The sequence below is a fragment of the Sphingomonas melonis DAPP-PG 224 genome (assembly GCF_000379045.1).
GTDB classification, from domain to species: Bacteria; Pseudomonadota; Alphaproteobacteria; order Sphingomonadales; family Sphingomonadaceae; genus Sphingomonas; species Sphingomonas aquatilis.
Genome location: NZ_KB900605.1, coordinates 3,461,804 through 3,484,480 on the forward strand (window position 1 = coordinate 3,461,804; position 22,677 = coordinate 3,484,480).

General features: G+C 66.4%; 19 protein-coding genes and 1 tRNA gene. 8 read left to right on the plus strand and 12 right to left on the minus strand.

The genetic code is table 11. The features are described from left to right. Window positions 1-10: 10 nt before the first annotated feature. Window positions 11-721: a hypothetical protein gene (locus tag SPHME3_RS0116840; RefSeq protein ID WP_017978184.1), complete on the plus strand. Its 711-nt coding sequence runs from the start codon at window positions 11-13 to the stop codon at window positions 719-721. Beyond that, entirely contained in the window at window positions 709-1,473 is a 765-nt protein-coding gene (locus SPHME3_RS0116845; protein ID WP_018251096.1) for a hydrolase 1, exosortase A system-associated, read from the plus strand. Before SPHME3_RS0116840 ends, SPHME3_RS0116845 begins: the two co-directional genes overlap by 13 nt. 76 nt (window positions 1,474-1,549) lie before the next feature. On the opposite strand, the gene trxB is transcribed toward SPHME3_RS0116845, so the two are convergent. Continuing rightward, window positions 1,550-2,518 (minus strand): thioredoxin-disulfide reductase, encoded by a 969-nt coding sequence (gene trxB, locus SPHME3_RS0116850; RefSeq protein ID WP_024310489.1) that lies wholly within the window; start codon window positions 2,516-2,518, stop codon window positions 1,550-1,552. A gap of 87 nt (window positions 2,519-2,605) precedes the next feature. After that, window positions 2,606-5,668 (minus strand): TonB-dependent receptor domain-containing protein, encoded by a 3,063-nt coding sequence (locus SPHME3_RS0116855; protein WP_231291994.1) that lies wholly within the window; start codon window positions 5,666-5,668, stop codon window positions 2,606-2,608. 359 nt (window positions 5,669-6,027) lie between these two features. On the opposite strand from SPHME3_RS0116855, the gene SPHME3_RS0116860 reads away from it, so the two are divergent. The 3 genes from SPHME3_RS0116860 to fdhD are packed head-to-tail and all read left to right on the plus strand — an operon-like array spanning window position 6,028 to window position 9,604. Further along, window positions 6,028-8,316, plus strand: coding sequence for an FdhF/YdeP family oxidoreductase (locus SPHME3_RS0116860; protein ID WP_017978180.1), 2,289 nt, complete (start codon window positions 6,028-6,030; stop codon window positions 8,314-8,316). Next, complete coding sequence (gene mobA, locus SPHME3_RS0116865) at window positions 8,223-8,816, plus strand: molybdenum cofactor guanylyltransferase (RefSeq protein WP_081609122.1); 594 nt, start codon at window positions 8,223-8,225, stop codon at window positions 8,814-8,816. The genes SPHME3_RS0116860 and mobA overlap by 94 nt, the downstream gene beginning before the upstream one ends. After that, window positions 8,813-9,604: a formate dehydrogenase accessory sulfurtransferase FdhD gene (gene fdhD, locus SPHME3_RS0116870; protein WP_017978178.1), complete on the plus strand. Its 792-nt coding sequence runs from the start codon at window positions 8,813-8,815 to the stop codon at window positions 9,602-9,604. The genes mobA and fdhD overlap by 4 nt, the downstream gene beginning before the upstream one ends. On the opposite strand, the gene SPHME3_RS0116875 is transcribed toward fdhD, so the two are convergent. From SPHME3_RS0116875 to SPHME3_RS0116895, 5 genes are all read right to left on the minus strand, one after another. Continuing rightward, a complete protein-coding gene (locus SPHME3_RS0116875; RefSeq protein WP_017978177.1) occupies window positions 9,601-9,894 on the minus strand; it encodes a hypothetical protein in 294 nt (97 codons plus the stop codon). The two genes, fdhD and SPHME3_RS0116875, sit on opposite strands and share 4 nt — an antisense overlap. 97 nt (window positions 9,895-9,991) lie before the next feature. Then, window positions 9,992-10,068, minus strand: a tRNA-Met gene (locus tag SPHME3_RS0116880). Between the two features lie 44 nt (window positions 10,069-10,112). After that, complete coding sequence (locus SPHME3_RS0116885; RefSeq protein ID WP_017978176.1) at window positions 10,113-10,622, minus strand: 2'-5' RNA ligase family protein; 510 nt, start codon at window positions 10,620-10,622, stop codon at window positions 10,113-10,115. Then, window positions 10,619-12,541, minus strand: a complete 1,923-nt coding sequence (locus SPHME3_RS0116890; RefSeq protein WP_017978175.1) for a potassium transporter Kup — start codon at window positions 12,539-12,541, stop codon at window positions 10,619-10,621. Before SPHME3_RS0116890 ends, SPHME3_RS0116885 begins: the two co-directional genes overlap by 4 nt. A 200-nt stretch (window positions 12,542-12,741) precedes the next feature. Further along, a complete protein-coding gene (locus SPHME3_RS0116895) occupies window positions 12,742-13,185 on the minus strand; it encodes an Lrp/AsnC family transcriptional regulator (protein WP_017978174.1) in 444 nt (147 codons plus the stop codon). A gap of 123 nt (window positions 13,186-13,308) precedes the next feature. On the opposite strand from SPHME3_RS0116895, the gene ald reads away from it, so the two are divergent. Next, complete coding sequence (gene ald / locus SPHME3_RS0116900; protein ID WP_017978173.1) at window positions 13,309-14,415, plus strand: alanine dehydrogenase; 1,107 nt, start codon at window positions 13,309-13,311, stop codon at window positions 14,413-14,415. A 38-nt stretch (window positions 14,416-14,453) separates the two neighbouring features. Continuing rightward, a complete protein-coding gene (locus tag SPHME3_RS0116905) occupies window positions 14,454-14,672 on the plus strand; it encodes a DUF3072 domain-containing protein (RefSeq protein WP_017978172.1) in 219 nt (72 codons plus the stop codon). Window positions 14,673-14,814: 142 nt separating this feature from the next. Here the strand turns inward: SPHME3_RS0116905 and SPHME3_RS0116910 are convergent, their stop codons facing one another. Next, window positions 14,815-16,203 carry a carboxylesterase/lipase family protein gene (locus tag SPHME3_RS0116910; RefSeq protein ID WP_017978171.1) on the minus strand — a complete coding sequence of 463 codons (1,389 nt, stop codon included), beginning with the start codon at window positions 16,201-16,203 and terminating at the stop codon, window positions 14,815-14,817. A 184-nt stretch (window positions 16,204-16,387) separates the two neighbouring features. Between SPHME3_RS0116910 and SPHME3_RS0116915 the strand changes: the two genes are divergently transcribed. After that, a complete protein-coding gene (locus tag SPHME3_RS0116915; protein WP_017978170.1) occupies window positions 16,388-16,600 on the plus strand; it encodes a hypothetical protein in 213 nt (70 codons plus the stop codon). On the opposite strand, the gene SPHME3_RS0116920 is transcribed toward SPHME3_RS0116915, so the two are convergent. From SPHME3_RS0116920 to SPHME3_RS0116935, 4 genes are all read right to left on the minus strand, one after another. Beyond that, complete coding sequence (locus tag SPHME3_RS0116920; RefSeq protein WP_024310487.1) at window positions 16,597-16,986, minus strand: response regulator; 390 nt, start codon at window positions 16,984-16,986, stop codon at window positions 16,597-16,599. The genes SPHME3_RS0116915 and SPHME3_RS0116920 overlap by 4 nt on opposite strands. A gap of 58 nt (window positions 16,987-17,044) precedes the next feature. After that, complete coding sequence (locus SPHME3_RS0116925; RefSeq protein WP_020486433.1) at window positions 17,045-19,444, minus strand: ATP-binding protein; 2,400 nt, start codon at window positions 19,442-19,444, stop codon at window positions 17,045-17,047. Between the two features lie 37 nt (window positions 19,445-19,481). Further along, window positions 19,482-20,678, minus strand: a complete 1,197-nt coding sequence (locus tag SPHME3_RS0116930; protein WP_017978167.1) for an EAL domain-containing protein — start codon at window positions 20,676-20,678, stop codon at window positions 19,482-19,484. 509 nt (window positions 20,679-21,187) lie between these two features. After that, a complete protein-coding gene (locus SPHME3_RS0116935) occupies window positions 21,188-22,672 on the minus strand; it encodes a flavin-containing monooxygenase (protein ID WP_024310486.1) in 1,485 nt (494 codons plus the stop codon). Window positions 22,673-22,677 lie beyond the last annotated feature (5 nt).

Below are 22,677 nucleotides of genomic sequence, written 5' to 3' on the forward strand. Positions count from 1 at the left end.
GTCGGGCGGCATGGCGCCGCGCATCGACCATTACGACTGGAGCGGCGGCCGCGAGGCGCTGCTGCGCTTCGGCCCCGATACCGGGCCGGTGGTCATCCTCGCCCTGCCCCTCTTCGAAGAAGCCAACCGCACGCGCACCTTCGCCGTCGGCCTGCTGCGCCGACTGGCCGAACGCGGGATCGCCGGCTTGCTCCCGGACGTGCCGGGACAGGGCGAGAGCGTGGTGCTGCTTGAAGACTGCACTCGTTTTTGCATGGCCGAGGTGCTGGAGACGTTGACCGACCGCTGCCTTGACGAAGGGCGACGGACCTACGCGGTCGGCATTCGCAGCGGCGCACTGCTCGACTATTGCGCGCTGCATAGCGGCCGGTGGCATCTTGCCCCCCAGGACGGCGAATCCCTGCTCCGCGATCTGCACCGGACGTGGCGGGCGGCGGGCAACGACGGCGACCGACAGGCGATGATGTACGGCGCCGACACTGCGGAGATTGCGGGCAACGTCCTGTCGCCCAACCTACTCACCTCGTTCAGCGCCGCCGCCCCCTTCGATCAACCCGGCACGCCCCGCCGCGTCATCCGCCTGTCGTCCGACCCCGCCCCCGCCGACCGTCACGTCGACGCCGCCCCACTCTGGCGGCGCGCCGAGCCGGGCGACGACCCTGCCCTCGCCGAGTTGCTCGCCGACGACATCGCCGCCTGGATCGCCGCATGCGAAGCCTGATCGCCTTCCCCTGCGCGGGCGACACGCTGATCGGTACGCTCGACGCCGCACCCAGCAAGACCGGTCTGCTGATCGTCTCTGGCGGCAACGAAATCCGCTGCGGCGCGCATCGCGGCATGGCGCTCCTCGCACAGTCGGTGGCAGCGGCGGGCCATCCGGTGTTCCGCTACGACCGCCGCGGCATCGGCGACTCGACCGGCGTAAACGGCGGTTTCCTGTCCGCCCGAGACGATCTGATCACCGCAGCCGCCGCCTTTCGCGCCCACGCCCCACAGCTCGACCGCATCGTCGGCTTCGGCAATTGCGACGCGGCGAGCACGCTCGCGCTCTTCGGCCGCGACGCCGGCATCGATAACCTGCTGCTCGCCAACCCCTGGACGGTCGAGGACAACGACGCCCTGCCCCCTGCCGCCGCGATCCGCGCGACCTACCGCCAGCGCCTCACCGACCCCGCGGCATGGCGTCGCCTGCTTACCGGCCACATCGACCTTGCCAAAGCAGTGAAGGGCCTGCGCAAGGCCGCCGCCCCATCGCCGCAAGCGCTCGCCACCCGCGTCGTCTCTGCGATCGAAACTTGGGGCGACGCGGCGACCATCTTGCTCGCCAGCGGCGACGCCACCGCGCAAGCCTATGCCGCCGCCGCGCGCCACCTGCCCGCGACGCGGATCGACACCGCCTCGCACAGCTTCGCCCGGGTGGAAGACCAGCGCGCGCTACGCAACGCCGTCCTCGCCGCCCTAACCAGACTCTGACCACAACGCGCCCAACTCAACGTCATCCCAGCCTGAACCGGGGCGACATTTTGGGGCGGAAGCGGCAGCGCAGCGCTTACTCCGCCGCCTCTGCCATCTCAGCGAACTCCGCCGCCGCCAGGAACCGCTCGGCATCCAGCGCCGCCATGCAACCGGTGCCCGCCGCCGTCACGGCCTGCCGGTACACCTTGTCAGCCACGTCGCCGCACGCGAACACGCCCCGAACGCTGGTGCGCGTCGAGCCCGTCTCCACCGCGATATAGCCATCGTCGTCGAGCGCCAGATGGCCGCGGAACAGCTCGGTCGCCGGATGATGGCCGATCGCGACGAAGCCGCCCTGCACGTCGAGCCGCGAATGCTCGCCGGTCTGCGTATCCTCCAGCTCCAGCGCGACGAGGCCCGCGGTGCCGCCACCGTCCACGAATTCGCGGACTTCCTTGTTCCACAGCACCGTGATGTTGGGATGCGCGTGCAACCGCTCCTGCAGGATGCGCTCGGCGCGCAACGTGTCGCGGCGGTGGATCAGCGTCACGTCGTCGCTGTGGTTGGTGAGGTAGAGCGCCTCCTCGACCGCAGTGTTGCCGCCGCCGATCACCGCGACCTTCTTGCCGCGATAGAAGAAGCCGTCGCAGGTCGCGCAGGCGCTGACGCCCTTGCCCTTCATCGGCTCCTCGCTCTCGATGCCCAGCCACTTGGCCTGTGCGCCGGTGGCGATCACCAGCACCTCGCCCTCATAGACGTCGCCGCCGTCGCCGATCAGGCGGAACGGGCGCTTCGACAGGTCGACCTCGACGATCGTGTCCCACATCAGCCGCGTGCCGACGTGTTCCGCCTGCTTCTGCATCTGCTCCATCAGCCAGGGGCCCTGGATGACATCGGCAAAGCCCGGATAATTCTCGACATCGGTCGTCGTGGTCAGCTGACCGCCGGGCTGGATGCCCTGCACGACGATCGGCTGCATCCCCGCCCGCGCGCCATAAATCGCGGCGGACAGTCCCGCAGGCCCCGAACCGAGGATCAGCATGCGGGTGGTATGAGTGGTCATGGGAAAGCCTGTCGGATGAAAGAGTCGTGGACCGATCTAGGCGATCGGCCCACGATTTTGAACCATCCGATAGGCAAAGGCGCGCTATTAGAAGCGCGCGGTCGCCCCCACGACGATCTGCCGACCGAGCAGGTCGTAGCGGAACAGCGTATTGCTACGCAGCAGGCCCAGCACGTTGCGCGAGTCGGGAAGCAGCGGCGGGTCGCGGTCGAACAGGTTGTTCACCGACACGCGCAGCGCAAAGCGCTTGGCGATATCGAAGCTGGTGGACAGATCGATGTAATCGTACGTCGGCACGCCCGTGTAGAACCGGCGGAACTGCGCCGTGTTCGCCGGAATGCCAGTGTCGGCCGGCGCGTTGTAGCTGATCGTCATGCCCGAGATGTGCCGCCAGTTGAGCGACACGCTCGCCACCTTGTCGGCGCTGGTCCAGGTGGTGCGCAGGCCGTGCGACCAGCGCGGCATGCTCTCGCCACAGCCCGGCCCGTAATAGCCGACGCAATTACGCGGCGTGGCATCGGGCGTATCCTGGCTGCCGACGCGGGTCGTCAACGTCCCGTTGAACGACGTATCGAGCGACCCCGCCCCGGCCAGGCCCAGCGTATACTGCCCCTGGAAGTCCCAGCCATGCGACTGGGACTTGTAGCTGTTGCTCGTCCCGCGCGCATAATAGCCGGTCGTCGGATTGCCGCCCGGCGCGCTGTTCAGCGTGTAAGTACCGGGGTTCCGCACGATACCGCGGCAGTAATATTGCAGCCCCGTGGTCAGACACCCGTTGAGGAAGTCGTTGACCTGGAAGAAGTTGATCGAGTCATTCAGATTGATGATGAAGCGATCCGCCGACACCGTCAGCCCGCGGACGAAGCGCGGGCGCAGGATCACGCCGAACGTCTTGGTATAGGCGGTTTCGGGCTTCAGATTGAACCCACCGTTGCGCACGGTGCAGCCGGTGTTCAGCGCCGAACAGTCCAGCGTCGCGCTGCCGTACAGATTGTCGGGCAGGCCTGTGCGACGGCATTGCTCGATCGACGCCGTCGGTGCGACCCGCACGTTGGGGTTCGACGAATTGGGATCGCGGGTCGATGCGCACGGATCGTTCGGACCCGACGTCGTATAGTTGACGTTGCTCGCCTGATCCGCCTCGATCACCGTCGGCGCGCGCTGCGCCTTGTTGAACGACGTGCGGAAGCCGATGTCGGCGATCGGCGCCCAGATGCCTTCCACCTTCCACGTGTTGAAAGTGCCGTTCAGCCGGTTGTACTTCGACACGCGATAGCCGCCGTTGACCTGCAACAGGTCGGTGTACGGCTTGTGCTCGATCAGCGGCGCCTGCACCTCGACGTTCGATTCGACGACGTTCTGCGTGAAGCGGGCATCGGTGCCGCCGTTGGTGGCGCGGAACTGGGCATCGGCGCTGCTCTTGTACAGCTCGGCGCGGAATTCGCTGGCGAAGGCGACCGCGACGCCCTGCTCGGCGAGCGGCGAGGTGATGCCGTACTTGCCAAGGTCACCGTTCAGGACCGCGAGCGCCTGCCACATCAACGACGTGCTGTTCTGCGACCCGTCGGTGCTGGTGAACAGATAGTCGTTCAGCGCCAGGTTGCTGTTACCTGGGATGAAGGCGTTGAACGGCACGCAGGCGCGGTCAGCACCGCTGACCACCGACGCGCAGGTCGGCGTGCCGTTGACGTTCACCACGTTCAGCGACCGATTGACGCGGTCGTAATCCGGCTGCGACGGGTAGATCGTCTTGGCGCGCATCATCGAATAGACGCCCGCGATGTCGTACCGCCAGGCATCGTCGAGCACCTTGCCGCGCAGGCCGCCCGCAATGCGCACGCCCCGGTTCTCGAACCCCGTCTCGACCAGCGGCAGCGCGTCGAAGCGATAGCGGACGTCGAGCGGCACGAGCCCGGTCGTCTGCGTACCGCACAGCGTCGTGCGCTGCGACGCCGACAGGAACGGATTGTCGCAGTTGGTCTGATACGCCGGCGCACCATAGGCGCTGTACGAATAGACGCGGTTGGGCAGCGTGTTGAACGACCGGTCGCGATAGAACATCGCGGTCGAGTACAATTCGATGTCGCTCGAAATCCTGGCGTTCAGGAAAGCGCCGGTGTTCAGGCGGTTGAACGGCCGCTGGAATGCCAGTTCATCGTACGGATTGGTCGAGGTGCCCGGTCCGGAATTATACGGCACGAACCGGCCCGACCCGCTGGGATCGTTGACCAACGTGCTGCCCACGCCGATCCCGCCTGGGACGATCGTGCCTGCCTGGGTATAGGTGCTGCGCGTGCAGTTGAGCACACCCGTCGCGATCGTCTGGGTCACTTCGCACGCCGACAGCGACCGGTCGCCCAGGTACACCTGCTCCGACTGACGATAGTTGAGGTAGCCCGACAGGCTGACCGCCCCGTCCAGGAAGGTCTTGCCCGCGGTGAGCGTCACGTTCGCCCGACCGCCGTCGTTGGTCCAACCCTGCTTGGCCGGGAAGAAGGCCCGGCCGGCCGCTTCGGTCACCGGATTGGCGCGATTATCGTGGTTGAAGAAGCTGTAGTTGCCGGTCAGCGCGATGCCGTTGAAGTCCTTCTTCAACACGAAGTTGACGACGCCTGCGACCGCGTCCGATCCATAGACCGACGACGCACCGCCCGACAGAACGTCGATCCGCTCGACCAGCTCGTTGGGGATCAGGCTGACGTCCATGCCGTTCTGGATGCCGAGCCGCAGCCCGTCGACCAGCGTCAGCGTACGTTCGAAACCCAGGCTGCGCAGCTTGATACGCTGGCGGCCGTCGGAATCGGCGTAATTCTGTTCGGCGTTGGCCTGCACCTGCGGCAGGCGGTTCATCACCTCTTCGATCGTCGTCGCGCCCTGGGCAGCGATTTCGGCGACCGTGACGGTGGTGATCGGCGCGGCGGAGCGGTTGTTCGGCCGCGCAATGCGCGTGCCCGTCACGATGATGTCCTGCGATTTGTCTGCGTTGACCGAATCGTCGCGCGCCCGATCGGCGGCGAGCTTCGCCGAAGCGACAGGATCGCCGATCTGGGTCGCAGCGTCCTGTTCGGTCGTGACCTGGGCTTGCGCCGGCATGGCGAGCAACGCCGCCAGACAACAGGTTGAAGCGAGTATCCCCTTGTACATCATCATATTCTTTCCCCTTCGTGATCCGGGGATGATTGCATTTCGCCGCGACCGATCAGCGCGAATGTCCGTGTGTCATCGCCACGGATCACCCGGTTACGGCCAACAATAAAGGACAGTATAGCGTCCCTTATTTGCTTGCGGTTTGTTTGAAACCACCCCTCAGAGCCATCGTGGTCTCATTCCTTTCAGATCAATACAATACCAATTTGCGCGCAGCTGCTTCAAAATGCGGAGCTCAGCCATCCGCAGGCCGACCTGCGTGTGATAAGATATCGGATGGCGTGTACATAAGCCGTGGCATACGGCATGCATCCAACCGCCGGGCGGGACGTTGGCGTCCGGACGAGCGGAGGGACTGCGACGTGAGCGACGACCAGACGATCAGCACCGAACCTTACACCGGTCCCGCCGGTGGCTGGGGATCGATGAAGTCGGTTGCGGAAATCAACCTTCGCGAGAAGGTGCGGCCGGAAACCGCGCGCGAGTTGACCCGGCTAAACAAGCCCGGGGGCGTCATGTGTGTCTCGTGCGCTTGGGGGAAGCCGGCGCATCCGCATATCGCCGAATTTTGCGAAAACGGCGCGAAGGCCACCGCGTGGGAGCTGACTACCTATCGCACCACCCCGGAATTCTTCACGAAGCATACCGTCAGCGACTTGCGCGGCTGGAAGGATTACGACCTCGAACAGGCCGGGCGCCTGACGCATCCGATGAAATATGATGCCGCCACGGATCGCTATGTCGCGGTCAGCTGGGCGGAGGCGTTTGCCGATATCGGCACGCATCTGAAGCGCTACGATCCCAAGAAGGTGATCTTCTACGCATCCGGCCGCGCGAGTCTGGAAACGAGCTACATGTGGGCGTTGATGGCGCGCCTGTACGGCAGCCAGAACCTGCCCGATTCCTCCAACATGTGTCACGAGACGACGTCGGTCGGCCTCAAGTCTGCAATTGGTTCGCCCGTCGGCACGATCCATCTGTCGGATTACGACCAGTGTGACGCTATTTTCTATTTCGGCCAGAATCCGGGGGTGAACTCACCCCGCTTTCTCCACCCCTTGCGCAGTTGCGCCAAGCGGGGCGTCGAGATCGTGGTGTTCAACCCGCTGAAGGAACGCGGCCTCGAACGCTTCACCGACCCGCAGAACCCGATCGAGATGGCGACGCGCAAGTCGACGCCGATCGCCACGCAATATCACCAGGTGAAGGCCGGCGGCGACATCGCCGCTTTGGTCGGCATCTGCAAATACGTCATCGAGGCGGACGACCAGTGCCAGCGGATCAACGCCCCCGCGATTCTCGACCATGCCTTCATCGCCGAACACACGACGGGGTTCGAGGCGTTCGCCAACATGGTCCGCGCGACCGATTGGGCAACGCTGGAGCATGAAAGCGGCATCACCCGTCAGGACATGGAGGCCGCCGGGGCCGTCTACGCCAAGTCGAAGCGGGTCATCTGCGTCTACGGCATGGGCCTGACCCAGCACGTTCACGGCATCGACAATCTCCACACGCTGGTGAACCTGATGCTACTGCGCGGCAACGTCGGCAGGCCCGGCGCCGGCTTCGGCCCGGTTCGCGGCCACAGCAACGTGCAGGGACAACGCACCGTCGGCATCACCGAAAAGCCCGAGCTCGCCCCGCTCGACCGGCTGCAGCAGCTCTACGACTTCGATCCCCCGCGCGACAAGGGCTGGGACACGGTCGAGGCATGCGAACATATCATCGACGGCAGCGCGCAGGCGTTCCTGGGCCTGGGCGGCAACCTCGCCCGCGCGGTGCCCGATACCGCACGGATCGAGCCGGCATGGCAGACGCTCGACCTCACCGTCAGCATCGCGACCAAGCTTAACCGCACGCATCTGTTGCCCGGCAAGACCTGCTACCTTCTCCCCTGCCTGGGCCGGATCGAGACCGACGAACAGGCAACCGGCCCGCAGGCGGTGACGATGGAGGACAGTTTCAGCCGCATCTACGGCAGCCGCGGCCGCGCGACGCCGGCGGCGGACACGCTGCTCAGCGAACCTGCGATCCTCGCCGGCATCGCCAAGGCGACACTTGATCCCAACCCGAAGGTCGATTGGGATGCGTGGGTCGGCGATTACGGCCTCGTCCGCGATGCGATCGAGGCGACCTATCCGGACAAGTTCGCCCGCTTCAACGAGCGGATGTGGATCCCCGGCGGCTTCTGGAAGGGTGTGCCCGCCGCCCACCGCCAATGGCTCACCGACAGCGGCCGCGCCGAATTCAACGTGCCGAGCGCCCTGAACGCCACCGGTTTCAAGGACGCCCCCGGCCGCTTCCGCCTGATGACGTTGCGCTCGAACGATCAGTTCAACACGACCGTCTATGGCTATCACGACCGGTTCCGCGGCATCAAAGGCACGCGCGACGTCGTGCTGATGAACCGCGCCGACATGGCGGAGCTGGGCCTGGCCGAGCACGACAAGGTCGATCTGGTCGGCGACGAGGGCACCAACGGCGACAAGCGCGTCGATGGCCTGCTGGTCGTGCCCTATGACATTCCGCGCGGCTGCCTGGGTGGCTATTACCCCGAATGCAACATCCTGATGCCGGTTACGCACAAGGCGGAACAAAGCCATGTTCCGGCGGGGAAATCCGTGCCGGTGCGGGTGGAGAAGGCGGCCTGATCCTCGCCGCGATCCTTGCCGGCGGCCAGTCGAGCCGCTTCGGCAGCGACAAGGCCGCCGCACTGTGGGACGGGCGGCCACTGCTCTCGCACGTCCGCGACGCCTGCGCGCGCTGGGCCGACGCGGTGGTTGTCGTGGGGCGAGAGGGTGGGATCGCGGATCGCCCTGCCCCCGGCCTTGGCCCGCTCGGCGGCATTGCGGGCGCGTTGCACCACGCAGCGACGCAGGGCTTCGACAGCGTCCTGACGGTGCCTTGCGACACCCCGTACCTGCCCGAGGCGCTCATCGCTTCGCTGCTGCGCCGCGCGCCCAGCTATTGCAGCGACGCGCCGGTCATCGGCCACTGGCCCGCCGACCTCGCCGACGCACTCGTCGACCATATCGCGCGCGGTGCCCGACGCTCGGTGCGCGGCTGGGCGCAACAGATCGGTGCGCTGCCGATCGCCGCGCCGGGGCGGATCGCCAACGTCAACACACCCGAGGATCTTGCCGCGCTGTGAGCGTGTCGCGGCCCGAGCCGATCCGGGTGCTCCACGCCGATGGCCGCGCCACGAGCGGACTGCGCGACGTCGCGGTCGAGGCCCCCGTCGCGATCGAGGTCGACGGCCTGGGCTATGCCGTTATGATGATGACGCCGCGCGATCTCGACGTCTTCGCGCTCGGCTTCATGTTGACCGAACGCCTCGCCGACACCGCCGCCGACGTCGAGGATATCGACGTCTTCGCGGCAGAGGCGGGCTGGATCGTCCGGATCGCGCTTGCCGCGCACTGCCGCCCCCGCATCCGTGATCGCGTCCGCCATCGCAGCAGCGATACGGGATGCGGCCTGTGCGGGATCGCCAGCCTGGAACAGCTCGTCCGGCCCGTGCGCCAGCGGCCGCCCCGCCCTGCCGTCGAGCCGGCCGCGATCTTTGCCGCGCTGGCGGCGATACGCGCGCACCAGCGCCTCAACGCCGCGACAGGCGCCGTCCATGCCGCCGCCGCCTGCACCGCCGATGGTGCGATCGCGGCGATCTTCGAGGATGTCGGCCGCCACAATGCGCTCGACAAGCTGTTCGGTGCGCAGGCGCGGGCGAGCGCAGGCTCGGCCTTCACGCTCGTCACCTCGCGCATCAGCTTTGAAATGGCGGACAAGGCGCTGGTCGCCGCGACGCCGCTGCTGGTCGGCATCTCCGCCCCCACCAGCTTCGCGCTGGATCACGCCCGCGCGCACGGCCTGACGCTGATCGCGCTCGCGCGGTCCGACGCAATGCTGGTGATGAACGATCCGTTCGGGGCGTTCGGTTAGGCGCGCCAGTCCCATACGTGATCGGACCAATAGCGCACGCTCGCGACCCAGTCGGCGATGCCGCCCGTCACCATGTGGCGATACGCCCCGTCGAGCCATACGCTGTCGGACAGGACCAGCACCATCAGAACCGCCGCCCACAACACGCCGCGATGCATCGGCTGCGGCTTGCGGACGAGCTTCACCTCGGTCGCCCGGCGCTCCGCCAGACGACGCTCGGGCCCCGCATGCGGCTGCTTGGCGACCCGCCGATCCGCGGTCCGACGTTCATTGGAAAAGTGATAGGGCATCGACGCGACCCGAACCGACCAGCCTATGCCATCGCACGGCAATGGTGAACAAAGCGTTCCGTCTGTCGATGGTGTCACACGCGCGGCGCTACCGATGTGGTAGCGGAGGAGGGACTTGAACCCCCGACCCCAGGATTATGATTCCCGTGCTCTAACCAGCTGAGCTACTCCGCCCCGCCGTGTGGAGGGGCGCCTATAGGAGCGGGATGCGGCCCCCGTCAAGCGAACATGTGACGGGAAAGTGCTTCCCATGGACCGCCACGATACCACCATGCCGCCAGCCCCGCGATTTCGACGTCACGGGGGGCGAAATCGCGCGACAAAGCGGTCAGCAGCAGCTTCGCGATATTGGGTTGTACCTTGTTCTGGATGGTGACGTGCGGGCGCCAGCCGCCGGCGTCCTGCGGCGTCAGCAGGCCCGCAAAGGCGTCGGCCAGATCGCGCCGGATCGCGACCAGATCGGGTGATTCGATCCGATAGGCGACGCCGCGGCCCAGCGACATCAGCCCGCCGACGCGCGCCTGCGGCGCACGTACGCCGCGGGTCAGGCCGCTCAGGCGATGCTTGATCTCACCCTCGGCGGAGGGCGGCAGGTGATGGAAGAGCGTCAGATGCGCGGCGAGCACGTTGCGTTCGGGCGGGAAGTGTGCCGCCCGCTGCGCATCGAACCAGCCCTGGTCGCGCCGCCCGAACAGGGCCGTCACGATGATGGGCGCCGGCTCGCTCAAATCTCCACCTGGCTGCCCAGCTCGACAACGCGATTCGTCGGCAGGCGGAAGAACTCCATCGCGCTTTCGGCGTTGCGCAGCATCCAGGCGAACAGCTTTTCGCGCCACAGCATCATGCCTGGCCGTTCGGACGCGAGCAGCGTCTGACGCGACAGGAAGAAGCTGGTGTCCATCATCTTGAAATCGGTGCCGCAGCCATGGACGCGCTTCAGCGCCGCCGGCACGTCCACCTCCTCCATGAAGCCGTATCGCAGGACGAGCCGGTAGAAGCCGTCGCCCATCTCCTCGCGCGTGGCGCGATCGGTTTCCGGCCAATAGGGCTGCTGGACGATCTTCACGGTCAGCAGGATGATTCGCTCGTGCAGCACCTTGTTATGCTTCAGGTTGTGGAGCAGCGCGTGCGGCACGCCATCGGCGCTGGAGGTCATGAACACCGCCGTCCCCGACACGCGGCTCGCCGAATTGATCGCCGAGGTGATGAACACCTTGGTCGGCATCGCCGCCTCGCGCAGCCGCTCCATCATCAGCGTCCGCCCCTTCGACCAGGTCGTCAGGAAGGTGAAGACGATCAGGCCGATCATAAGCGGGAACCAGCCGCCATCGGGCACCTTGGTCAGATTGGCGGCGAAATAGGCGCCGTCGACCAAGAAGAACAGGCCGAGCAGCGGCGCGGCGGCATAGAGCGGCCAGTTCCACAACCGGGTGAGCGCCACGCCGAGCAGGCACGTATCAATGAACATCGCCCCCGTCACCGCGATGCCATAGGCCGAGGTGAGGTTGGACGAGGTGCGGAAGAACAGCACCAGCAGGATCACCATCGTCATCAGCAGCCAGTTGATGAGCGGGATATAGATCTGCCCCACTGTCGCCGCGCTGGTATGTTCAATGCGCAGCCGCGGCATGAAGCCCAGCTGGATCGCCTGTTGCGTGACGGAGAAGGCACCCGAGATCACCGCCTGGCTGGCGATGATCGCCGCCATGGTCGCCAGCAGCACCAGCGGCAGCTGCAGGCTGTCGGGCGCGAGCATGTAGAACGGGCTGCGCAGCGCCGCCTCGCCTTCGCGGAACAGCAGCGCGCCCTGCCCCAGATAGTTGCACATCAACGCGGGCAGCACGAACACCAGCCACGACAGGCCGATCGGCTTGCGCCCGAAATGCCCCATGTCGGCATACAGCGCCTCCGCCCCCGTCACCGCAAGCACGACGGAGCCGAGCGCCAGGAACGCGCGGATCGGGTCGGCGAGGAAGAAGTGGATCGCGTGGTGCGGCGAAAAGGCCCACAGGACATGCGGCGTCTGGACGACGCTGAGCAGCCCCAGCACCGCGATGACGCCGAAATAGACAAGCATGATCGGCCCGAAGATCAGGCCGATTCGCGCGGTGCCGCTGCGCTGGACCCAGAACAGCGCGATCAGGATGGCGAGCACGATCGGCAGCACGAGCCCCGAAAAGGCCGGCGCCGCGATCGCCAACCCCTCGACCGCGCCGAGCACGGTGACGGCAGGGGTGATCATCGAGTCGCCGTAGAACAGCGAGGTCGCGAAGACGCCGAGCAGCACGATGCCGGTCGACCACCGCTTGCTCTTCGTCCGCCCCGACACGAGCGCGAGCAGCGCCAGGCTGCCCCCTTCCCCATTGTTGTCGGCGCGCATGATGATGGCGACGTATTTGATCGTCACCACGATCATCATCGACCAGAACATCAGGCTCAGCACGCCCATGATGTGCAGCGGATCGAGCGCGAGCTTATGATGCCCCGCGAAGGTTTCGCGGAAGGCGTAGAGTGGGCTGGTGCCGATATCGCCGAAGACGATGCCGATCGCACCGACCGCCAGCTTCAGCAGGCCATCGCTGTGGTGAACGGGGGTTTCATCCTCCGCGCGGGCGTCGGGAGGGGCTGCCGGTACGGGGCTGCTCACGAGCGGCTCGATCGGTCCGTCGGTACGCGACCGGCGTTGTTCGCAAGCTGTTGCATCGGCGCTGCCTTAGCATGGCCTGAACGGCGGGAGCAACGGCAGCGGAAGGCGATGAGCCGCCCCGAGACAGGGTACGCAGCGTCACCCTACATCGCGCGTTGCCCGGCCGCGCGAGCGCGTACCGCATTGGAAGCAAACGCGAGTTAGGGCCTGCGAAAGACCTCACGAATCACGAAATGCGATGCCAGCCGGGTGACGCCGGGCAGCCGCGACAGCGTTTCGCGGTGGATGCGTTCGAACGTATCGTCGCGCCGCACCTCGACGTGAAGCATATAGTCCGCCTCGCCGCTCATCAGAAAACAGTCGCGGATTTCGGGGACGTCGACGATCTGGCGCTCGAACGCAGCCATCGTCTCCTCGCGCTGGTCACGCAGCGTCACGTTGACCATCACGACACTGGGATTGCCGCGCGCGGCCTTGCTGAGCACGGCGCGGAAGCCGGCGATCAGCCCGCGGTCCTTGAGCGATCCGACGCGCCGATGCGCGGCGCTGGGCGACAGGCCTACCTTCTCCCCCAGTTCGGCGCTGGTGAGGTCCGAACTGACGAGCAACTGGCCAAGGATCTTCTGGTCGAGGGCGTCGAGCATGATTCTCGCTCTACGACACCCATTCACGCAAGGAAATCCCGTAGTGGCCGCCGATAGGCAATAACATTGCAAGCCTCTCCCGCCCCGCGCGTAGTAAGAGCGCCGTCGGAAGAGGAGATTCCCATGCGCATCGGTGTTCCCAAGGAAATCAAAAACCACGAATATCGCGTCGGCCTGACCCCGCCGTCGGTCGCCGAACTGGTCGCCGCCGGTCATGAGGTCGTCGTCGAGACGAAGGCCGGCTCCGGCATCGATTTCGAGGACCAGGACTATATCGACGCGGGCGCGACGATCCTGGCCGATCCCGCCGCGGTCTTCGCCGCCGCCGACATGATCGTGAAGGTCAAGGAACCGCAGGCGAGCGAGATCGCGCTGCTCGAACCGCGCCACCTGCTGTTCACCTACCTCCACCTGGCCGCCGACAAGGCGCAGGCCGAGGGGCTGCTGAAGTCGGGCGCGACCTGCATCGCCTATGAAACGGTCACGGCGGCACGCGGCGGCCTGCCGCTCTTGAAGCCGATGAGCGAGGTCGCGGGCCGCATGTCGGTGCAGGTCGGCGCGCATTACCTTGAAAAGGAACAGGGCGGTCGCGGCGTATTGCTGGGCGGCGTCCCAGGCGTGGCGCCGGCGAAGGTCGCGATCCTCGGCGGCGGCGTTTCGGGCGTCAACGCCGCGCAGATGGCGGTCGGGATGCGCGCCGATGTGACGATCTACGACATTTCGAACGATCGCCTCGCCGAACTCGACATGTTCTTCTCCAGCCAGATCAAGACCGCCTATGCATCGAAGGCGGCGATCGCATCGGCGGTGAAGAACGCGCACCTCGTCATCGGCGCGGTGCTGGTGCCTGGTGCGGCGGCGCCGAAGCTCGTGACGCGCGACATGATCAAGACGATGAAGCGCGGCGCGGTGATGGTCGATATCGCCATCGATCAGGGCGGATGCTTCGAAACCAGCCATGCCACCACCCACGAAGACCCGGTGTTCGAAGTCGACGGCGTGATCCATTATTGCGTCGCCAACATGCCCGGCGCGGTCGCGCGCACCAGTACCTTCGCGCTCAACAACGCGACACTGCCGTTCGCGATCAAGCTCGCCAACATGGGCGCGGAAGCGGCGATGAAGGCGGACGCGCACCTCGCCAACGGCCTCAACGTCTATCACGGCAAGATCACGCATCATGCGGTGGCCGAGGCGCTGAACATGCCGTTCACCGGCTGGAACGGATAAGGAACAGGAATGTTGGGGTCTTCTGAAAGGAAGACCCCATGTCCACGACCGAGAATCCCAAGGACCACCCGACCGGCAACGCCGAAAAGAACCCCGACGACTGGACGACCGGCGACGAGGCGATGACCGGCGCGCAGGCGAGCTACCTCAAGACGCTGAGCGAGGAAGCCGGCGAGACGTTCGACGACACGCTGACCAAGGCGGAAGCGTCGAAGCGGATCGATGCGCTGCAGGAAGCGACCGGGCGCGGAAAGTAACGCGCCGCTTGCTTCGGGTAGCGCGGCAGTCGGCTACCGCGAGACACAGGATATCGGCCCGTCGCCTGTCATCGCGACCGTAGCGACCAGACACGGCGAAGTTCGCGCTCGCCTCTCACATAACGGAGGCGAGCGCTTCTTATTATTCGCGGGCCAGCGTTGCCCCGCCGCCCCGCGTCATCGTCAGCATCGCCGGGTCCGCAGCGTCATAGCGCTGCCATCGCACCGCGCCCTTGCCGTTGGGGTCGCCCGTCTTGACGAAATTGACGAGATAGCGGCTCGCCACGGTTGCCGCGGCGCGATCGGTCGATGTGGTCGCCGCTCCATATTTGACGTCGGCCGTGTCGAAGAAGAACGGGATGTCGGTCGCATGTCCCGCCCCCGCACCGTCCGGCGTCGCCGCCGACGTCGCGACATAATCGAAGCGATAGTAATAGACCGGCACGCCTTGCTTCGCGAGCAGCCCCGCGACGTCGCGTGCGCCCCCGATCATGACGCCATCGGGTCCGCCAATATCGTTGCTGGTCGCCCCCACCATCACCGGTACGTGCGCGAAGCGACCGGCGCGATAGGCGTCGCGGCCGTCGACGAAGGTACGGCCATCGGGCACCGGCCCGCTGTACGTGCGCCCCTCACCCTGCTGCTGCCCCAGGGTGGCGAGGTTCAGGCCGTCGACCACCTGCTCGCCGGACAACGCATGGAGCGCCGCCGAGGCCGCGGGGCCGGTGCCATCGATGCCCTTGGCGCGCGCAAAGGCGGTCGCCGCCGCCTCTGCGGTCGCCACGCTTGCGCCCTTGTACGATCCGTCGCCACCCGACTGGATGACCGCGGCGCGGAACAGGCCCCGCGCCGCGGGCGAGGTCAGCATGGCGTGGACGGACATGCCGCCCGCGCTTTCGCCGATGATCGTCACCGCATCGGGATCGCCACCGAAAGCCGCGACGTTACGCTTCACCCAGCGGAGCGCAGCAAGCTGGTCGAGCAGACCGAAGTCCACCTCGCGCGACGTGGTGGCGAGGGCGGGATGCGCGAAGGTGCCGAAGCGTCCCAGGCGGTAGTTGAAGCTCACCATCACGATGCCCTGCCGCGCCAGCGCCGCACCGCTGTAGGTCGGCGGCGAGGACCCGCCGTTGACGAAGCCGCCGCCGTAGATCCACACCAGCACTGGCAGCTTGGCCCCCGCCTTGACGCCCGCCGGCCGCCACACATTTGCGTAGAGGCAGTCTTCGGCCGGCGCCGTGCCGAGCGGCGCGGCATCGCTGGGGAAGGGCAGCTGCATGCAATCCGCCGCATACTGCGTGGCGTCGCGCGGCGCCGTCCAGGCCTGCACCGGCTGCGGTGGCTGCCAGCGCAACGCGCCCACCGGCGGGGCCGCGAACGGAATACCCTTGAACGCGTCCACGCCCGCGTCCGTCGCGCCGCGCACCGGTCCGCTGGCGGTGCGCGCCTGCGGCACGGCTTGCGCCAGCGCGGTGCCGCTCGTGCCGGCGATCGCCAAGGCCAAGACAAAATGAAGGGGTTTCAAGTTCATAGGGCGCTCCGGGTCGCATCGCGGCGGGCGAGCCTCGCACGACATGACCGGGGGGGCAACAGCACGGGTGCAGATCGCCGCAGCGGGCGTTCGCGGCAGCGGGCCGCAGCCAACGGTCCGTCGCAAATCATCCACATTGGTGGTTAATGTCGGAACGGCTCCATTCCTGACCAGTTGGACGCGGATGAGCGAGACACCCGAAACGTTGTTCGCCCTTGTCGAGGCGGATCATCTGACCCGCATCCACCTTAAGCTCAGTCTCGAAGACGTGGGCTTCGCGGTGAAGGAGCAGGACGACACGATCGCCCTCGTCGGAACACCCGACCCGACCGTGGCAGAAGACAGCCCGATCCTGCCCACGCGGTCGTCGGCCGCCAACGACAGCGGTGCGGCTTAGCCGATCGTCGCGCCGCCGGGATCCTGTGCCAGGATTCGCCCCATGGCCTCGAACAGCGCATCCATCGCCACCGGCTTGAACAGGACCTCGTTCGCGCCCGCGGCCAGACAGCGTTCGCGCAGGTCCAACGCCGTATCCGCGGTGATGACGATGATCGGCACGTTGGCCTTGTCGTCGGGGCGCGCGCGAATGTGCCCGATCGCGGTGATGCCATCCATCCCCGGCATGCGCAGATCGATGAGCAGCATATCGAAGGTTTCGGCGTCGATCGCCGCCAGCCCCGCCTCGGCGTTCTCCGCCTCGACCATGCCGACGCCGGCAACGTCCAACATGTCGCGGACGACGCGGCGATTCATCCGGTCGTCCTCGATGAACAGGACGTTCATCGCACCATGGTCCGGCATCCGCGAGGGCAATGGGTCAACATGGCTGCGCGTCTACGCCTCATGCCGCCTGTGACACAAGCGTTGCGTCGCGGCTGGCGAACAGGACGGCGAGCAGATCGCTCGCCGCTATCGGTTTGAGAAGGTGCAGGACTTCGATTGCGGGATCGAAGGCCGCATGCGCCGCGGCGGCATCCGCCGGCCACAACAGCAGCACTGTCGCTTCGCGGCCCGCCACTGCGACCAGACGCCGCACCTCGGCATGTGGGGCGTCGCACGCCCGCAGCGCCGCAACGTCGACGACGATCCGGTCGACGGGGTCGGCGGCCAGCCGGTCGAATGCCTCGTCCAGCGTCGCGAGCGGTACGACGTCCGCCGCCCGCGTCGCGATCACCGTCTTCAGCAGTGCCCGCGTGATCGGATGTGGGTCGACGACCAGGACGCCTGCCTGCGCCTGATCCTTCGGCTGCTCGGGCCGGTCGGCATGACGGAGCGGCAGGTCGACCGTGAAACAGGCGCCCTGCCCTGGCACGCTCGCCACCGTCACCTCGCCGCCCATCGCCCGCGCGAGGTTGCGGCAGATCGACAGGCCCAGCCCCGTGCCGCCGAAGCGCCGCGTGGTGCTGGTATCCGCCTGGGTGAACGATTCGAAGATCGCCTGCTGCTGTTCGACCGCGATGCCCGTGCCCGTGTCGGCGACGGCGATCCGGATGCGCTCGCTTTCCCCCGCCGCCGCGATCGCTTCGACGGTCAGCGTCACGCTGCCGCTCGCGGTGAACTTCAACGCGTTGGACATCAGGTTGAACACGATCTGCCGCACGCGCAACGCATCGCCGACGATCCAATCGGGGCAGCGCGACAAATCGGCGTGGAAGACGAGGCCCTTCGCCGCCGCCTGATCCTGCCACAGGCGCAGGCAGTCCCGCAGCATCGCAGCGAGATCGAACGGCGCGTCTTCGATCGTCAGGCGACCGCTTTCGATCTTGGCGGCATCGAGGATGTCGTCGACCAGTGCGCGCATCGTCACGCCGGCCCCATGGACAACGGTCAGCCGATCGCGCAGATCGCCCGCGACGCTGCCGTCCGCCAGCATCACCTGCGTCATGCCCAGAATGCCGTTCAGCGGCGTGCGGATTTCGTGGCTTGTCGTCGCCAGAAATTCGGACTTGGCGGCCAGCGCCTTTTTCAGGTCGGCGTTGACGGCACGCACACGGTCGCGACTGCGCCGCAGCGTCACGATGCCGATGCCGAGCATCAGCAGCACCGCCAGCACGCCGACGGCGAAGCCGATGAACACGGTCTGCTGCGTGCGGACACGCGCCTTTTCGAACGCGACGCTCCGCCGCGCTTCGTCGCGCTGCAGGTTGGCGATCCGCAGTTCCTGATTTGCGAAATCGAAGCGCGCCGCCATCAGCGCGGCATTGGTTGACCGGGCAAGCGTGGTCGCCTCGTCGTCCAGCCGCTTCAGCGCCATCAGATGCTGTAGCGCAAGGTCGGGCGCGCCGCTCGCGCGGTAGATCGTATATGCGGTCCGGTGCGCCTCTCGATCGATCAGCGTCGATTTGGCAAAATCCTGGCCGGCGAACCGCTCGCCGATCAGTCGCGCCGCCGTTGCCAGATCGTGGCGCTGATACGCCGCCTGCGCCGCCAGCCCGATCAGGACCGTGCGATAGGGCTGACCGGCGCCGTCCTGCCTCGACAGACGCAAGCCTTCGTCGATCGCGCGCTGCGCGCCCGCGACATTGCCCATCGCCAGCCGCGTCTCCGCGATATTGCCGAGAACCAACGACCGCAGCAGCGGGCTGCGCATCTGCGCGGTCAGCGCCAGTGCCTTGTCGAACTGCGCCTCCGCCTCGCGCAGCCTTTTGAGCGACTTCAGCGCGCCGCCGCGATTGTTGTACAGCGACAGCGCCAGCATCGGATCGCCGCGGTAGGTCGCAAGCGCCTGATCGAAATAGCGTAGCGCATTCGCATGGTCGTTCGCGCCGCTGTACAGCGCGCCGATCGACTGCAACGCCTTGGACTGGCTGCGTACCTCGCCCTGCCGGCGGAAGATAGCATAGGCCTTCTGATAGTCGCTCAGCGCCTCCGCGACGTCCACCTGCGCCGTGTTGATCCAGCCCCGTGCCAGCAAGGCGTCGCCATGCAGCATCGCATTCGGCGCCAGCCGCGCCGACACGCGCACCGCATGTTCGATCAGCGGACGGGCGCCATCGACGTCGTTCAATCGCAGCAGCGCCTCGCCCCGCAACCACTGCGCCGTCGCCTGCATCATCGCGCGTTGCGATGCGGTCGCGGCACCGGCCGCCATCCGTTCGGCTTCGCGCGCACGGGTCACCGTTTGATGCGGATCGATGAGCATGGCTGCACGGGCGTCTGCGATCAACGCATCGAACCGGTCGTCGGTCTGAACCGCCGCCGCGGGCGTCGCCAGGATCAAGGCAAGGGCAGCGAGCATCATGCGGCCCGGCCGCGACGCGGGCCGGTACGTGGCCATGTCAGCGCCGCTGGACCTGCAAGCCACCGAAGGCGGCGAGCGGCTGCGGTCGGACGAGGCGATGAAGCCCGTCGTCCATATATTGGACCAGGGCGTCGAGCGGCACCGGCCGGCTGAGCAGGAATCCCTGCACCATGTCGCAGCCCATCACCGTCAGCAGCGCGAGCGCGGCATGCGTCTCGACGCCTTCCGCCACCACCTCCATCTCCAGCGCATGGGCTAGATCGATGGTGGACCGCACGATCAACGGATCGCGGTTGGAGCTGGTGAGCTGCGTCACGAACAATTTGTCGATCTTCAGCTCGCGCGCGGGCAGCTGCTTCAGATAGGCCAGCGACGACAGGCCGGCACCGTAATCGTCGATCGAAATGACGATGCCGAAATCGGCGAAAATTTGAAGGTTGGCGATCGCGCTGGCAGGATCGCGTATCACCGACGTTTCGGTGATCTCGAACCCCAACCGGGCATCGCTGTCGCCCACCAGCACGCAGGCTTCGCGCACGAAGGCGTCGTCGGCCAGCAACTGACCCGAGATGTTGATGAACAACCGCAGGTCATGGCCGCGCGATACCAGGTCACGCTGATCGGCGATGGCACGACGGATCGTCCACAGCGTCATCGCGCCGATGAGATTGCACTGCTCCGCCGCCGCAATGAAATCATTGGGCATCACTAGCCCGCGCGTCGGATGGCGCCAGCGAACCAACGCCTCGGCGCTGGTGATCTCCTGGCGCCGGACGTGGACCTTGGGCTGATAGTGGAGGATCAGCTCGTCGCAGGCGATCGCCCGCTCGAATTCGTCACCCAGCGCGATCAGCTCCGCGGGCAGCGCGGATGGGGCGGGATCGCGCGACAGACGGGTGCGGGCCAGCGCCGCCTCGGCTGCTTCGACCAGCGCCACCTCGTCGATGTGTGACGCGGGCGCGGAGGCGGCACCGAAATCGAGCGAGAACAAGACGCTGGCATCGCCGATCAGGAACGGTTCGCGAAACCCCGCGGCGATGGCGGCGGTCCGCATATCGATCGCTGCAGGATCGTCGTCGAGGAACGTACAGGCCAGTTGATCGCGGCCGATGATCGCCACCGAGGCATCGGGCAGTAACCGACTGATTCGGGCCGCTGCGATCGACGCGATCCCCTCCGCGCGCGCGCAGCCGACCCGGCGGCGCAAATCGGCGAAGTTGGCGATGGCGACCAACAGGTGAAAGCGCTGTGAAACAGCCGCTGGCGTGGATGCGCTAACCGCCCCATCCTTCGGAATTTGCTCGGTTTTCGTGCGGGGCGCGCGCGTCATGACGGATCCGGGCTACGCCAGATCGCTGAAGATAGCGTTAATCCTCGTGATGCCCCTAAGCGCCTGAATGCCAGATTGAGTAATCCTTAATGTACTGTTAAGGTTAACGGGCATCCTCGCGGTGCGACCATAAGGGAGATAAGCATGTTGGAACTGTTCTTCGCGATCGTCGCCGCTGCCATCACCGTCGACATCAAGCCCTGGTAATCACGACCGGTTCGGGATGGCGGCAGGCTACGCCTCCAGCCATCCCGAACCGGATCCGTTGCGGCGCCCATCGCGCCGGCATTTCTCTATCGATTGTACCGAACCTCGCCCCTGTCGGGTGACATCACGGCGCCGGCGCATCGTCCGCCAACAGCCGCCCTCCTTCATCCCATCGGCGCGGCCCGACACAGGCCAGCACGTGGTGCTCAAGCCGCGATGCTGTCCGTCCCCCTGCGCTCACGCGCCGGATTGCTGAACACCATATCGTCGTCCACCGACCCGAAGCGCAGCGCCAGGACGTCCAGCGCGTAATTCTGGTTGAGCTTCCATGGCTTGCGCGAGCCCTGCTTGGGCAGATCGCGTTCGGCACGCTGGATATACCCAGAGGTGAAATCGACGAACGGTTCGGTCGTCATCGTCGTATCGTCGGTATGCGGCGTCGCCTGGCGCACGCCGCGCTTTGTCATCGTGTTGAGCAGGCGGCAGACATAGGTCGCGACCAGATCCGCCTTCAGCGTCCATGAGGCATTGGTATAGCCGAACGTATAGGCCAGGTTCGGCACGTCCGAGAACATCATACCCTTATATTGCAGCGCCTTGCTGAGATCGATCGGCATGCCGTCCTGGCTGAAGCGCACCCCGCTGAGCAATTGCAGCTCCAGCCCCGTCGCCGTGACGATGATGTCGGCGGGCAATTCCTTGCCCGATGACAGCCGGATACCCGTCGGCGTGAACCGATCGATCGTCCCCGTCTCGACCGACGCATCGCCGCGCTTGATCGCATCGAACAGGTCGGCGTCGGGCACCAGGCACAGCCGTTGGTCCCACGGATTGTAGCGCGGCGTGAAATGGGTATCGACGTCATAGTCCGGCCCCAGATGCTCCCGCACCATGCCGATCAACCGCTCCTTGAACTTCTGCGGCCGCTTCTTCGCGATCCGGTAGAAGACCATGCCGGTCAGCACGTTCTTCCAGCGCGTGGTGCCGTAGGCGAGTTTTGCCGGTAGCCGGTCGCGCAGCCAGTTGGCGAAGCGATCCTCCGCCGGACGCGACACGACATACGTCGGCGAGCGCTGCAGCATCGTGACGTGGCCGGCGCGTTTCGCCATTTCGGGCACGAGCGTCACCGCCGTCGCGCCGCTGCCGATCACGACGACGCGCTTGCCGTCATACTCCAAGTCTTCGGGCCAGAGCTGTGGGTGGACGATCCGCCCGCCGAAGCTCTCCACGCCTTCGAAATGCGGCGTGTAGCCGTTGGCGTATTTATAATAGCCCGAACACATGCACAGGAAATTGCAGGTGAAGGTCAGCGGCGCCCCGTCCGGGCCGGTCGCCTCCACCGTCCAGCGTGCATCAGCGGTCGACCAAGACGCCGCGGTGACGTGGTGCCGAAAGCGGATGTGGCGATCGATGCCATAGGTCTGCGCCGTTTCCTCGACATAGGCCCGGATCGAGGGGCCGTCGGCGATCGACTTGGCCGCCCGCCATGGGTGGAAGGCGAAACCCAAGGTGTGCATGTCGCTGTCGGATCGGATACCGGGATACCGAAACAGGTCCCACGTACCCCCTAGTGCGGCCCGCCCTTCCAGGATCACATAACTGCGGTCGGGGCAGCGTTTTCGCAGGTGATAGGCCTGCCCTACGCCGGAAATTCCCGCACCCACGACGACGACGTCAAAATGCTCGGCCACCGCTC